Annotated in this window: 27 protein-coding genes; all 27 read right to left on the bottom strand. The window is 39.9% G+C overall.

Annotation, left to right across the window (positions count from 1 at the left end; all coding sequences use genetic code 11):
• Positions 1 to 95 precede the first annotated feature (95 nt).
• Positions 96 to 476: a 50S ribosomal protein L17 gene (rplQ, locus tag FC84_RS05825; RefSeq protein ID WP_057756769.1), complete on the bottom strand. Its 381-nt coding sequence runs from the start codon at positions 474 to 476 to the stop codon at positions 96 to 98.
• 25 nt (positions 477 to 501) lie between these two features.
• Positions 502 to 1440 carry a DNA-directed RNA polymerase subunit alpha gene (locus FC84_RS05820; RefSeq protein WP_057756766.1) on the bottom strand — a complete coding sequence of 313 codons (939 nt, stop codon included), beginning with the start codon at positions 1438 to 1440 and terminating at the stop codon, positions 502 to 504.
• Positions 1441 to 1518: 78 nt separating this feature from the next.
• On the bottom strand, positions 1519 to 1908 hold the full coding sequence (gene rpsK, locus FC84_RS05815) for a 30S ribosomal protein S11 (RefSeq protein WP_057756763.1): 390 nt from the start codon (positions 1906 to 1908) through the stop codon (positions 1519 to 1521).
• 32 nt (positions 1909 to 1940) lie between these two features.
• The gene (rpsM, locus tag FC84_RS05810) at positions 1941 to 2306 is read right to left on the bottom strand and encodes a 30S ribosomal protein S13 (protein WP_057756762.1); all 366 of its coding nucleotides are present in this window, start codon (positions 2304 to 2306) and stop codon (positions 1941 to 1943) included.
• A 15-nt stretch (positions 2307 to 2321) separates the two neighbouring features.
• Positions 2322 to 2438, bottom strand: coding sequence for a 50S ribosomal protein L36 (gene rpmJ / locus FC84_RS05805; protein ID WP_057756760.1), 117 nt, complete (start codon positions 2436 to 2438; stop codon positions 2322 to 2324).
• 47 nt (positions 2439 to 2485) lie between these two features.
• Positions 2486 to 2704: a translation initiation factor IF-1 gene (infA, locus tag FC84_RS05800; RefSeq protein ID WP_057756758.1), complete on the bottom strand. Its 219-nt coding sequence runs from the start codon at positions 2702 to 2704 to the stop codon at positions 2486 to 2488.
• Between the two features lie 229 nt (positions 2705 to 2933).
• Entirely contained in the window at positions 2934 to 3587 is a 654-nt protein-coding gene (locus FC84_RS05795; RefSeq protein WP_057756756.1) for an adenylate kinase, read from the bottom strand.
• Between the two features lie 17 nt (positions 3588 to 3604).
• Positions 3605 to 4894 (bottom strand): preprotein translocase subunit SecY, encoded by a 1290-nt coding sequence (gene secY / locus FC84_RS05790; RefSeq protein ID WP_057756754.1) that lies wholly within the window; start codon positions 4892 to 4894, stop codon positions 3605 to 3607.
• Positions 4894 to 5334, bottom strand: coding sequence for a 50S ribosomal protein L15 (gene rplO / locus FC84_RS05785; RefSeq protein ID WP_057756753.1), 441 nt, complete (start codon positions 5332 to 5334; stop codon positions 4894 to 4896). The genes secY and rplO overlap by 1 nt, the downstream gene beginning before the upstream one ends.
• Before the next feature lie 33 nt (positions 5335 to 5367).
• Positions 5368 to 5553: a 50S ribosomal protein L30 gene (gene rpmD / locus FC84_RS05780; RefSeq protein ID WP_057756752.1), complete on the bottom strand. Its 186-nt coding sequence runs from the start codon at positions 5551 to 5553 to the stop codon at positions 5368 to 5370.
• A gap of 12 nt (positions 5554 to 5565) precedes the next feature.
• Positions 5566 to 6066 carry a 30S ribosomal protein S5 gene (gene rpsE, locus FC84_RS05775; RefSeq protein ID WP_057756750.1) on the bottom strand — a complete coding sequence of 167 codons (501 nt, stop codon included), beginning with the start codon at positions 6064 to 6066 and terminating at the stop codon, positions 5566 to 5568.
• 19 nt (positions 6067 to 6085) lie between these two features.
• Positions 6086 to 6454: a 50S ribosomal protein L18 gene (gene rplR, locus FC84_RS05770; protein WP_057756748.1), complete on the bottom strand. Its 369-nt coding sequence runs from the start codon at positions 6452 to 6454 to the stop codon at positions 6086 to 6088.
• Between the two features lie 21 nt (positions 6455 to 6475).
• Positions 6476 to 7006, bottom strand: coding sequence for a 50S ribosomal protein L6 (gene rplF, locus FC84_RS05765; protein WP_057756746.1), 531 nt, complete (start codon positions 7004 to 7006; stop codon positions 6476 to 6478).
• A gap of 29 nt (positions 7007 to 7035) precedes the next feature.
• Entirely contained in the window at positions 7036 to 7434 is a 399-nt protein-coding gene (rpsH, locus tag FC84_RS05760) for a 30S ribosomal protein S8 (protein WP_057756744.1), read from the bottom strand.
• A gap of 34 nt (positions 7435 to 7468) precedes the next feature.
• Positions 7469 to 7654, bottom strand: a complete 186-nt coding sequence (locus FC84_RS05755; RefSeq protein ID WP_057756742.1) for a type Z 30S ribosomal protein S14 — start codon at positions 7652 to 7654, stop codon at positions 7469 to 7471.
• 14 nt (positions 7655 to 7668) lie between these two features.
• Positions 7669 to 8211, bottom strand: coding sequence for a 50S ribosomal protein L5 (rplE, locus tag FC84_RS05750; protein ID WP_057756739.1), 543 nt, complete (start codon positions 8209 to 8211; stop codon positions 7669 to 7671).
• 23 nt (positions 8212 to 8234) lie between these two features.
• Positions 8235 to 8567 carry a 50S ribosomal protein L24 gene (gene rplX, locus FC84_RS05745; RefSeq protein WP_057756737.1) on the bottom strand — a complete coding sequence of 111 codons (333 nt, stop codon included), beginning with the start codon at positions 8565 to 8567 and terminating at the stop codon, positions 8235 to 8237.
• 46 nt (positions 8568 to 8613) lie between these two features.
• Positions 8614 to 8982, bottom strand: coding sequence for a 50S ribosomal protein L14 (gene rplN, locus FC84_RS05740; RefSeq protein ID WP_057756735.1), 369 nt, complete (start codon positions 8980 to 8982; stop codon positions 8614 to 8616).
• Positions 8983 to 9016: 34 nt separating this feature from the next.
• Positions 9017 to 9286 (bottom strand): 30S ribosomal protein S17, encoded by a 270-nt coding sequence (gene rpsQ, locus FC84_RS05735; RefSeq protein WP_083479557.1) that lies wholly within the window; start codon positions 9284 to 9286, stop codon positions 9017 to 9019.
• A 20-nt stretch (positions 9287 to 9306) separates the two neighbouring features.
• A complete protein-coding gene (rpmC, locus tag FC84_RS05730) occupies positions 9307 to 9501 on the bottom strand; it encodes a 50S ribosomal protein L29 (RefSeq protein ID WP_057756733.1) in 195 nt (64 codons plus the stop codon).
• Positions 9491 to 9925 (bottom strand): 50S ribosomal protein L16, encoded by a 435-nt coding sequence (gene rplP / locus FC84_RS05725; protein ID WP_057756732.1) that lies wholly within the window; start codon positions 9923 to 9925, stop codon positions 9491 to 9493. The genes rpmC and rplP overlap by 11 nt, the downstream gene beginning before the upstream one ends.
• A gap of 3 nt (positions 9926 to 9928) precedes the next feature.
• Positions 9929 to 10678, bottom strand: a complete 750-nt coding sequence (gene rpsC, locus FC84_RS05720) for a 30S ribosomal protein S3 (protein WP_057756729.1) — start codon at positions 10676 to 10678, stop codon at positions 9929 to 9931.
• Positions 10679 to 10689: 11 nt separating this feature from the next.
• Positions 10690 to 11043, bottom strand: coding sequence for a 50S ribosomal protein L22 (rplV, locus tag FC84_RS05715; protein WP_057756722.1), 354 nt, complete (start codon positions 11041 to 11043; stop codon positions 10690 to 10692).
• 17 nt (positions 11044 to 11060) lie between these two features.
• A complete protein-coding gene (gene rpsS, locus FC84_RS05710; protein ID WP_057756720.1) occupies positions 11061 to 11342 on the bottom strand; it encodes a 30S ribosomal protein S19 in 282 nt (93 codons plus the stop codon).
• A 33-nt stretch (positions 11343 to 11375) separates the two neighbouring features.
• Complete coding sequence (gene rplB / locus FC84_RS05705; protein ID WP_057756718.1) at positions 11376 to 12209, bottom strand: 50S ribosomal protein L2; 834 nt, start codon at positions 12207 to 12209, stop codon at positions 11376 to 11378.
• A gap of 34 nt (positions 12210 to 12243) precedes the next feature.
• Positions 12244 to 12528 carry a 50S ribosomal protein L23 gene (gene rplW / locus FC84_RS05700; protein ID WP_057756716.1) on the bottom strand — a complete coding sequence of 95 codons (285 nt, stop codon included), beginning with the start codon at positions 12526 to 12528 and terminating at the stop codon, positions 12244 to 12246.
• Positions 12528 to 13151: a 50S ribosomal protein L4 gene (gene rplD / locus FC84_RS05695; RefSeq protein WP_057756715.1), complete on the bottom strand. Its 624-nt coding sequence runs from the start codon at positions 13149 to 13151 to the stop codon at positions 12528 to 12530. The genes rplW and rplD overlap by 1 nt, the downstream gene beginning before the upstream one ends.
• Positions 13152 to 13170 lie beyond the last annotated feature (19 nt).

Here is a 13170-nt window from a genome sequence, read left to right as displayed (position 1 = left end):
GCTTCTAAGCTAGACTTGGTGGGTTCCCATCATCGTAACGCTCGCACTCACATCTGTGAAATGAAAATTGGCCGAAATTAATCGTGCTGTTTAAATTATACTAACTCAATGATAACCATTGGTGCGCCATCACCGCGACGTTGACGTGTCTTTAAGATACGTGTATAACCGCCATTACGATCAGCATAACGTGGTGCAATATCACTGAACAATTTTTGCAAAGCAGATTGAACAATAACATCGTCACCGTCTTCGCGAATGTCAGCAACTTCGTTACGAACAAAAGCGGCAGCTTGACGACGTGCATGTAAATCACCGCGCTTGCCTAAAGTAATCATCTTTTCGGTTGTCCGACGGATTTCTTTGGCACGAGTTTCGGTAGTTTCAATGCGTTCATTAATCAGCAAATCGGTTGTTAAATCGCGTAACATAGCTTTACGAGGAGCAGATGCACGACCTAATTTACGATAACTCATGAATGTAACCTCCTTTTAAACAAAATTAATCATCTGAGCGTAATGACAATCCAAGATCATGTAACTTAGCTTTCACTTCTTCAAGTGATTTGCGGCCAAGATTACGAACTTTCATCATATCGGCTTCAGTTTTATTAGTCAATTCTTGAACGGTGTTGATTCCAGCACGTTTCAAGCAATTATAAGAACGAACTGACAAGTCGAGTTCTTCGATTGTCATTTCTAATTTCTTCTCTTTTTGCGTTTCTTCTTTTTCGACCATAATCTCAGTATTCTTAGCCTCATCAGAAAGGTCAATAAAAATATTAAGATGATCTGAAAGAATTTTTGCAGCAAGACTAATTGCTTCACGTGGCGAAATCGAACCGTTGGTCCAAACGTCTAATGTCAGCTTATCAAAGTCATTACGCTTACCAACACGGGTACTTTCGACCTGATAATTAACTCGGTTGATTGGGGTAAAAATTGAATCAACTGCAATGACACCGATTGGCATATCGCCATTCTTGTTTTGATCAGCAGGGACGTATCCACGACCGTTGCTAACTGTCATTTGCATGTGAACATGGCCACCCTCAGCGATTGAACAGATATATTGTTCTGGATTAAGAACTTCAATATCGTCATCAGCCTTAATATCTGCGGCTGTAACAGTCGCTGGGCCATCCACGTCGATTTCAATAACCTTTTGTTCTTCCGAGTGATTTTTTATGGCAATTTTCTTAATATTCAGGATAATCTGGGTAACATCTTCCATGACCCCATCGATGGTTGAAAACTCATGAAGCACACCATCGATTTGAATACTTGAGACAGCAGAGCCAGGTAAAGATGACAATAAAATCCGTCTCAATGAGTTGCCAAGCGTGGTACCATAACCACGTTCTAGCGGTTCAATCACAAACTTACCATAGTTGGTGCTTTCATCAACTTTTGTAATGTTTGGCTTTTCAAATTCGATCATTCAATCTTTACCCCTTTCAAAACGTGTCGTGTGTTGATCGTTTAACGTATCTACAACGCTGAATATGAACAACGGCCACTAAACACGACGACGCTTTGGAGGACGAGATCCGTTATGTGGCACGGGTGTGACGTCACGAATAGCACTGATTTCAAGACCAGTAGCTTGTAACGCACGAATAGCAGCTTCACGACCTGAACCAGGTCCTTTGACTGCAACTTCGACAGACTTCATACCATGTTCCATAGCTTCTTTAGCAGCAGCTTCTGCAGCCATTTGAGAAGCAAATGGTGTAGATTTACGGCTACCTTTAAAACCTAAAGAACCAGCAGAAGACCATGCAACTGCATTGCCTTGAGGATCAGTAATCATTACTAAAGTGTTATTAAACGTTGAATGAATATGTGCAACGCCGGATTCAATATTTTTCTTGACACGACGCTTACGTGTTCCTTTACGAACTGCCATGAATTCACTTACCTCCTATCTTAATTAAATTATTATTTCTTTTTACCTGCGATAGAGACTTTTGGTCCCTTACGTGTACGGGCATTGTTCTTCGTATTTTGTCCACGAACTGGTAGACCTTTACGATGACGGATACCACGATAAGAACCGATATCTTGGAGACGTTTGATACTACGTGAAATTTCACGACGTAAGTCACCTTCGACACGAATCTTGTCGACTTCTACACGAAGCTTATCTTCTTGATCTGGTGTTAAATCTTTAACACGGATGTCTTCAGAAATACCAGAATCTTTGATGATTTTTTCTGCAGTTGTGTTACCAATACCATAGATATAGGTCAACGCAATCACAATCCGTTTTTCACGGGGCAAGTCAACACCTGCGATACGAGCCATTAATTACACCTCCTATTAACCTTGACGTTGTTTATGCTTTGGATTTGCAGAGCAAATGATCATAACGCGACCCTTGCGCTTAATAACTTTACAATGTTCGCACATTGGTTTTACGGATGGTCTAACTTTCATTCTTTCTAAGCCTCCTGATAATATACGAAATCAATTGACACGACTTACTAACGATAACGGTAAGTAATACGGCCTTTGGTGAGATCGTACGGTGATAATTCGACTGTAACTTTATCGCCAGGAAGTATACGAATGTAATGCATCCTGATCTTACCAGAAACGTGAGCTAACACTGATGCTCCATTTTCTAATTCAACTTTAAAAGTTGCGTTAGGAAGCGTGTCAGTAACAGTTCCTTCGACTTCAATTACGTCATCTTTTGCCAAAAATTAATTCCTCCTAATTGGTTAAACGAGTGGATACAGAAAAAAACTAGCTGTGACAATTAAGTAAAAACAATCTTCATTAAAATTTGCTTTCATCATTCATAAAGTGAATGATGCACAATTTTTAAAGCAATGCCACAACAACTTGGCGTAAACAAGGACTAAGTTTATCACAAAGTAAATTGCATTACCAAGAAATTATCTTTACTTTATACCACTGAACCAAGAGTTAGTTCAATTTTGACAAAATTGACTTAATTTCATCAAAAACCAGATCAATATCTTGTTCACCATTGACGGTATAAAGTAAATCTTTACCGCGATAAAAATCAAGTAACGGTGTATTCATTTCAATATTGACTGCAAGACGATTCTTAACAGTCTCAGGTTTATCATCTTCACGTTGATAAAAATCATGACCACCACAACGATCACAAGTACCAGCAACTTTAGGCATATGGTATAACTTATGATAAGTTGCACCACAAGTTCTACAAATGAACCGACCGGATAAGCGATCAACCAGTACTTCAGGATCGACATCAATGTTAATTACAGCATCAACAGGTTTATTTAAGTCCTTAGAAATTTCTTCAAGCGCATTAGCTTGATCAATTGTCCGAGGAAAACCATCGAGCATGTAACCAACATCAGTGTCTGGCTTTTGCAAACGTTCTTTAACGATTGCATTCGTGACTTCATCAGGAACAAGATTACCATTATCAATATACTTTTTAGCTTCTAAACCGATTTTCGTTTGCTCAGCCATAGCTTCGCGGAACATATCACCAGTAGAAATGTGTGCTAAGTGATATTCATCAACGATCTTTTCTGCTTGAGTACCTTTACCGGCACCAGGCAGACCCATCAAAATCAAATTCACCTTACGGATACCTCCACTTAACGAATAAATCCGACGTATTGACGCTTCATCATTAATCCGTCTAATTGTCTTGAAGTTTCCAGTGCAACACCAACGACGATCAATAAACTAGTCCCACCTAAACCAATTGATTGAGGTAGTCCCCAAATATTTGCAGCTAATTGTGGTAACAATGCGACAGCACCTAAGAAGATGGAGCCAACAGTTGATAAACGCATTAGCAAGCCAGAGAAGTACTTTTCAGTTTCTTTCCCAGGCCAAACACTTGGAATATAAGCACCTTGTTTTTGTAAATTCTCAGCTAATTTTTCAGGATTAACCTGAACAAAAGCATAGAAGAACGTGAACAGAATGATTAAAACAGTATAAACAATTGAACCAGTTGTTGTTTGCATACTGAAAATATTGCTCAACGTTTGATACCAACTATCTTGACTGTGATTCTCTTGGAAAAACATTAAGATAGTTGATGGCGTAATGATGAACGAGCTCGCAAAGATTACGGGGATAACGCCAGAAACATTCACTTTCAATGGTAAGTAACTTTCGCTACCACCACTTGCTGCCCGACGTGTATATTGAATTGGCACTTTACGATTGGCTTGTTGGACAAACGTAACCCAATAAACAATAAACAAGACAGCAACGAGTAAAACAACCATCCAAACGATATTCATTGGACGTTCACTGTTCGTAGCGTTAATGATATTGTCGTTAAACAATTCGTAAATACCTTGAGGTAAACGAGCAATAATACCAGCAAAGATAATCATTGAAACACCATTACCAATACCCTTATCAGTAATCTGATCACCAAGCCAAGTCAATAACATCGTACCACCAGTTAGAATAATACCTAAGACGATATAAGTCTGGACACTTAAGTTTTCAACTAAAGCTGAACCACTTAAGTAATTTAATCCCGCTGTGATACCAATTGATTGAACAAATGCTAATAGAATTGTTAACCAACGTGTTGCTTGATTTAACTTACGACGACCAACTTCACCTTGTTTACTCCATTCAACAAACTTAGGGACAATATCCATCTGTAACAATTGAATGACGATTTGGGCAGTGATAAATGGTGAAACACCCATTGAAAATAATGAATAGTTGGATAAACTACCACCACTGACAGTATCCAACAACGAAACCAAGGAACTAGATTTTGTCAATGCTGCAGCATCTACGCCTGGCACTGTGATTTGTGCACCTAAGCGATAGATAAACAAAATCAACAAAGTGAAGAGAATCTTTTTACGAATCTCTTTTACTTTTAATGCATTACGCAGTGTCGTGAGCATTAAATCACCTCGACAGATCCACCAGCAGCTTCAACAGCTTCTTTTGCAGCTGCAGAATACTTAGCAACTTTGACATTGACCTTAGTTGTCAATTCACCATTGGCTAATAATTTAACACCATCAAGTTGTTTCTTGATGATACCAGCATTAATCAATGCTTCTGTCGTAACTTCAGCACCATCTTCAAAACGATTTAAATCGTTAAGATTGATGATTGCAAATTCTTTACGGTTGATGTTTTTAAAGCCGCGTTTAGGCATACGACGGAACAAAGGCATTTGGCCACCTTCGAAACCAAGACGAGTCTTGCCACCTTGACGAGCTAATTGACCTTTAGTACCTTTACCGGCAGTTTTACCTTGACCTGACGAAGTACCACGGCCAACACGCTTACGGTTGCGACGTGAACCTTCACTAGCTTTCAATTCATGCAAGTTCATGAAGTCTAGCACCTCCTTGTAATTTATATAATATTAGTCGTTAACTTCTTCGATTTCTACTAAGTGAGAAATTTTGAAAATTGCGCCACGGATTGCAGCGTTATCAGGCTTAACAACACTACTGTTGATGCGGCCTAATCCTAATTCCCTAACAATTTTTCTCTGAGCAGGAATGCGATGAGCGGCACTATGTTTTAACGTGATTTTAATCTTAGCCATCAACAAATCCTCCTAATCTTGTAAGTCTTGAGCAGAAATACCACGAAGACTAGCAATTTGCTCAGCAGTTTTTAATTGAGCTAATCCATCCATTGTGGCACGGATAACATTAATTGGTGTGTTGCTACCTAATGATTTAGAAGTAACATCGGCTACACCGGCTAATTCCATGATAGCACGAACGGCACCACCAGCAGAAACACCAGAACCTTCAACGGCAGGCTTCAACATGATAACACCAGAACCGAAGTGACCATACACTTCATGAGGAATTGTTGTACCAACCATAGGTACTTCAATCAAACTCTTCTTAGCATTTTCACTAGCCTTACGAATAGCTTCAGGTACTTCTTGAGCTTTACCAGTACCAAAGCCAACGTGTCCAGCTTTATCGCCAACAATTACGATTGCAGCAAAACGAAGACGACGTCCACCTTTAACAACTTTAGTAACACGGTTGATAGAAACAACATTGTCTTCTAAATCTAAATGAGTTGGATCAATATAAGTCATATGTGTGGTTTTCTCCTTTCTAGAATTTAAGTCCGTTTTCACGAGCTGATTCAGCTAAAGCTTGAACACGGCCGTGATAGAGATAGCCACCACGATCGAAGACAACTTCTTCAACGTTCTTAGCTTGAGCACGTTTAGCAATCAATTCGCCAACTTGTTGTGCTTGTTCTACTTTAGAACCTGATGCATTTAACTCTTTATCAAGAGTTGAGGCACTTGCAAGCGTCACACCCGCTACGTCATCAATAATTTGAGCGTAGATGTTTTTATTAGAACGAAAAACGTTCAAGCGAGGGCGCTCTGCAGTACCAGAGATTTTGCCACGGACACGCGTATGGCGTTTTTGCCGTGTCTTATTTTTGTCTGGTTTTGAAATCACAATGTTCACCTCATAGATTAATTTGAATTACTACTTACCAGTCTTACCTTCCTTACGACGAACAACTTCATCGACGTAACGAATACCTTTACCTTTATAAGGTTCTGGAGGACGGATAGCACGAATTTCTGCTGCAAATTGACCAATCTTTTGCTTGCTAATGCCGCTCAAATTGATTTCTGTGTTAGAAGGAACTTCAATCTTAATACCCTTTGGAGCTTCCAATTCAACTGGATGTGAAAAGCCAACATTAAGAACTAATGCTGTGCCTTTCATTTGGGCACGATATCCGACACCGACTAATTGCAACTTCTTAGTATAGCCTTCAGTAACACCGACAACCATGCTGTTTAAGTTAGCACGTGTTGTACCGTGAATGGCCTTGTAGTTATCATTTGGACGTTCAAATGAAATAACGTTGTTTTCTTCTTTAATAGTAATTGCTGGATCAAAAGTACGTGTTAATTCACCTTTAGGTCCCTTAACAGTTACTTGATCATTTTCAACAGTAACAGTAACGTCTGCTGGAAGTTCAATTACCTTATTGCCAATACGACTCATCTAACAAAACACCTCCTGACCTTTAAGGATTACCATACATATGCTAAAACTTCGCCGCCAATGTTTTTAGCGCGAGCTTCTTTATCTGTAATAACACCTTCAGATGTAGAAAGGATTGCGATACCTAAACCGTTCAATACCTTAGGAACATCATCAGCTTTAACGTAACTACGCAAGCCTGGTTTTGAAATACGTTTCAAACCAGAAATGACGCGTTGACGGTTTTGACCATATTTAAGGAAAATACGGATCATACCTTGTTTGCCATCTTCAGTAACTTCGTAATCGCGAATGAAACCTTCACGCTTCAAAATTTCAGAGATGTCTTTTTTGATTTTTGAGGCAGGAACATCTAATGATTCGTGGCGCACCATGTTGGCGTTACGAATGCGAGTTAGATAGTCTGCAATTGGATCAGTCATGACCATTGATTAATTTACCTCCCTTTCCTGTCTTATTAAACTACCAGCTAGCTTTTTTCATGCCTGGGATTTGACCTTCATGTGCTAATTGACGAAGGCAAACACGGCACAGCTTAAATTTGCGATAAACAGAATGTGGTCGGCCGCAACGTTCGCAACGAGTATATTCTTGTGTTGAGAACTTAGCAGGTCGATGATTCTTTACAACTAAAGACTTTTTAGCCAATTGTTCGACCTCCTTTATTTAGCAAATGGCATACCGACTTGAGTTAAAAGTTCACGTGATTCTTCATCAGTGTTGGCTGTTGTTACGATAACAATATCCAAACCACGAACACGGGCAACTTTATCAAAGTCGATTTCTGGGAAAATGAGTTGTTCTTTAATACCTAACGTGTAGTTACCACGACCATCGAATGAACGTGTGCTAACACCGTGGAAGTCACGGACACGAGGTAATGAAACATTGATTAACTTGTCAAGGAATTCGTACATACGATCTCCACGCAATGTAACCTTAGCACCAATAGACATACCTTCACGAAGACGGAAAGTGGCGATAGATTTCTTTGCTTTAGTAATCAATGGCTTTTGACCAGAGATAAGGGTTAATTCTTCAACGGCGTTATCTAAGTTCTTAGAATTAGAAACGGCATCACCAACACCCATATTTAAAACGATTTTTTCAATCTTTGGAACCTGCATAACTGAAGTGTAGTTAAACTTCTCCATTAAAGCAGGAGTAATTTCTTTAACGTAGCGTTCTTTTAAGCGACTCGTCATTTAAGCCTTGTCCTCCCTTCTTCTTACTTGCTTGTCTTATCGGCAGCTTTGTCGATGGGTTCGCCAGTCTTTTTAGATACGCGAACTTTTTTACCATCAATTACTTGATAACCAACACGTGTTGGTTGATTAGTTGAAGGATCGATTAACATGACATTAGAAACATGAATAGCACTTTCTTGATCTTTAATACCACCTTGTGGGTCGGTATTTGATGGCTTAGTATGTTTCTTTGTGACGTTAACGCCTTCGACAATGACACGGTCTTTTTTAGTAAGCACCTTAAGTACTTTACCTTCTTTACCTTTATCCTTGCCGCTAATTACTTTGACTTGATCACCAGTTTTTACGAACATCGTCTGATGTGCACCTCCTCATAGGCAATTGTGTAATGGATGCGAATTATAAAACTTCCGGTGCTAATGAGACGATCTTCATAAAGTCATTATCACGAAGTTCACGAGCAACCGGCCCAAAAATACGAGTACCACGTGGGCTCTTATCAGGGTTGATGATAACAGCTGCGTTTTCGTCAAAACGGATGTATGAACCGTCAGCACGACGAGCACCTGAACGTGTCCGAACGATAACTGCTTTCACAACATCACCTTTTTTGACAACGCCACCTGGTGTTGCTTGTTTAACTGTAGCAACGATGATATCACCAATGTTAGCTGTCTTGCGGTTGGAGCCACCAAGAACCTTAATTGTTAAGATTTCACGAGCACCTGAATTATCAGCAACTTTAAGTCGACTTTCTTGTTGAATCACTTTAGTATCCTCCTCTCGTTATTCTTAACGTTCTTTAAATGATAACTGCCTTTTCAACAACTTCTAATAAACGGAAGCGTTTCGAACGAGATAACGGACGTGTTTCCATGATCCGAACAATATCGCCAACTTTTGCTTCGTTGTTTTCGTCATGTGCATAATACTTCTTTGAATACTTAACACGCTTTCCATAAACAGGATGTGTATGGTATGTTTCAACTGAGACAGTGATAGTTTTGTCCATCTTGTCAGAAACAACGCGTCCTTGATAAATCTTACGATGATTACGTTTGTCTTCGCTCAAGTTGTAAATCTCCCTTCCGATTATTTGTTAAGTTCTTGCTGACGAAGAACCGTTTTGATCCGAGCAATGTTTGTACGAACTTGCTTCAGACGAGCGGTATTTTCCAATTGACCAGTAGCCTGTTGGAAACGTAAGTTAAACAATTCTTCTTTGTATTGTTTTTCTTTGTCAAGCATTTCGGCAGTGGTTAACTTTGTAATTTCACTAGTCTTCATTAGCTTCGCCACCTACTTCCTCGCGTTTTACAAACTTAGTCTTAATTGGTAGCTTGTTAGATGCTAACCGTAAAGCTTCACGGGCAACTTCTTCAGGAACGCCACTAATTTCGAACATAATTTTTTCGCGTTTTACAGGAGCAACCCAGCCAGCAGGTGCACCTTTACCAGAACCCATACGTACGCCGACACCTTTTGCAGTGTAAGATTTATGTGGGAAAATTCGAATCCAGACACGGCCGCCACGTTTCATGTAACGTGTCATTGCGATACGAGCGGCTTCAATTTGCCGGTTTGTAATCCAATGTGATTCAAGGGCACGTAATCCGTATTCACCAAAGTTAAGTTCCTTACCGCCTTTTGCAGCTCCACGCATTTTACCACGGAACTCGCGACGATGTTTAACACGCTTAGGTACTAACATTGATTATTTTCCTCCTTTCGCACTTCTGTTGTCATTTCTTCTGTTATCACGACGACCGTTATCACGGCGGCCACGACGGTTGTTACTCTTCTTATCGCCAGTATCAGCGTCACGGACAACTTTTTGGCCAGGAAGGATTTCGCCACGGTAGATCCATGTCTTAACACCTAATTGACCATAAGTTGTTGTTGCTTCGTTCCATGAATAGTCGATGTCTGCACGCAATGTATGCAAAGGAACAGTACCATCTGTATGCCATTCACGACGAGACATATCTGCACCATTTAAACGGCCAGAAATTTGTGTCTTAATACCCTTAGCGCCTGCACGCATTGTACGTTGTGTAGCTTGACGTTGAGCACGGCGGAAAGCAACACGAGCCTCTAATTGACGAGCGATTGACTCACCAACTAATTGAGCATCTAAATCAGGTTGCTTGATTTCGACGATATTAATGTGAACTTGTTTGCCAGTTAAATTGTTTAAAGCCTTGCGTAAGTTTTCAACTTCAGCGCCGCCTTTACCAATAACCATACCAGGTTTTGCAGTGTGAATTGAAACATTAACACGTTTTGCAGAACGTTCGATTTCTACAGTAGAAACAGAAGCGTCAGCAAGATTTTTTGCGATGTATTTACGGATTCTTAAATCTTCGTGCAAATAATCAGCGTATTCTTTGTCAGCATACCATTTTGCATCCCAGTCGCGAATGACGCCAACACGGAAACCAGTTGGATTTACTTTTTGACCCACGTTTTTCCCTCCTATTCTTCTCTTTCTTTAACAACCACTGTAATGTGGCTTGTACGTTTGTTGATTGGTGAAGCTGAACCTTTTGCACGAGGACGGAAACGTTTAAGTGTTGGTCCTTCGTTAACATATGCTTCACTTACAAACAAGTTTTGTGCGTCTAAATCATAATTATGTTCAGCATTGGCAATAGCTGATTTCAATACCTTAGCAACAACTGGTGAAGCACCACGTTGTGTGAATTGTAAAATAGCTAATGCTTCCGCAGCACTTTTGCCACGAATTAAATCAACTACTAGGCGAGCTTTACGAGCTGCAATGCGAACAGTCTTAGCTTCAGCTTTAGCTGATGTTACTTGATCTGCCATCGACTAATCTCTCCCTTCTACTTACCAGCAGTTTTCTTATCATCGTTTCCGTGACCACGGAATGTTCTTGTTGGTACAAATTCACCTAACTTATGACCAACCATGTCTTCTTGAATGAAAACTGGTACATGTTTACGTCCATCATATACGGCAATTGTGTAACCAACGAAACTTGGAAAGATCGTGGAACGACGTGACCAAGTCTTAATAACTTGTTTCTTTTCACTATCTGCCTGAGCGGCGATCTTCTTTAAAAGATGCTCGTCAGCAAAAGGTCCTTTTTTAAGGCTACGACCCATTATACTACCTCCCTTGAACGCAATTAATTATATTTATTTACCCTTACGATGACGAATAATGAACTTCTCAGAACGAGCTCTAGAGTTACGAGTCTTCTTACCCATCGTCTTCTTACCCCATGGAGACATAGGAGATGGACGACCGATAGGAGCTTTACCTTCACCACCACCATGAGGGTGATCGTTAGGGTTCATAACTGAACCACGAACTGTTGGGCGAATACCCATCCAGCGTTTACGGCCAGCTTTACCAATACTGATCAATTCATGTTGTTCATTACCAACTTCACCAATTGTTGCGCGGCATACAGAAAGTACCATACGAACTTCACCAGAAGTTAAACGAACTAATGAGTACTTACCATCATGACCAAGCAATTGTGCTGAAGTACCAGCTGAACGAACTAATTGGCCGCCTTTACCAGGTTTCAATTCAATGTTATGAATTAATGAACCAACAGGGATGTTGATCAATGGTAATGCGTTACCAGGTTTGATATCAGAGTTAGGGCCAGAAACAACTGTTTGGCCAACTTCAAGTCCCTTAGGAGCAAGAATATATGACTTGATACCATCCTCATAATGTAACAATGCAATGTTAGCTGAACGATTTGGATCATATTCAATTGCTTTTACAATTGCTTTTACATCGTCTTTATTACGTTTGAAATCAATAACACGGTACTTTTGTTTATGACCGCCGCCACGATGACGAACAGTGATGTGACCGTGAGCATTACGACCAGCAATATGGCTTTGTGATTCTAATAAAGTCTTTTCAGGTGTCGTCTTAGTGATTTCTGCAAAGTCAGAACCAGACATATTACGACGGCCGTTTGTGGTCGGTTTGTATTTAACAATCGCCAATGTTTTTCCCTCCTGTTATAAGTTTTGAATTAAATTAGTCTTCAAAAATCTTGATTTCATCAGAATCGGGTGTCAAAGTAACGATTGCTTTACGGCGTTTCTTTGTATAACCTTCGTAACGACCATAGCGTTTCTTCTTACCACGAACATTTAAAATGTTGACTTCTTTAACTTTTACACCGAAAATCTTTTCAATTGCCTGACGTACGGCAACTTTATTTGCATGAACGTCAACTTCAAAAGTATATTTCTTTTGATCCATGATGCTCATTGATTGTTCGGTAACGATTGGACGAATAATAATGTCATGTACTGCCATTATCCAAGCACCTCCTCAATTTTTGAAAGAGCGGCTTGTGTCAAGATAAGCTTTTGATTATTCATAACATCTAATACATTGATGCCATCAGCTTCAACGACAGTAACATTTGGTAAGTTACGTGCTGACAATGCAGCCATATCGTTATCTGCTTCTAAGACAACTAATGCTTTAGTTGAAACTTTTAAGCCAGCCAAAACTTTTGCAAATTCTGCAGTTTTTGGTTGTTCAAAACTTAATCCGTCCACAACAATCAAATCACCGTCGATAACCTTTTGGGAAAGGACTGATTTGATTGCTAAACGCCGAACTTTTTTAGGTAGCTTATAAGCGTATGAACGAGGTGAAGGACCATTTACGACACCACCACCACGCCATTGTGGAGAACGAATTGAGCCTTGGCGAGCACGACCAGTACCCTTTTGACGCCAAGGTTTACGTCCACCACCACTTACAGCTGAACGGTTTTTTGTTTGACTTGTACCTTGACGTAATGATGCGCGTTGCATGATTACAGCGTCAAAGATTACATTGTCGTTAGGTTCGATACCAAAAATTGCATCGTTTAATTCAACAGTGCCATTTTCAGTTCCGTTTTGTTTATAAAGTGTGACATTTGCCATGATAAAATCCTCCTTTCTT

The sequence above is a fragment of the Lapidilactobacillus dextrinicus DSM 20335 genome (genome assembly GCF_001436095.1).
GTDB lineage: Bacteria > Bacillota > Bacilli > Lactobacillales > Lactobacillaceae > Lapidilactobacillus > Lapidilactobacillus dextrinicus.
This window is presented reverse-complemented; position numbering and strand designations above follow the sequence as displayed.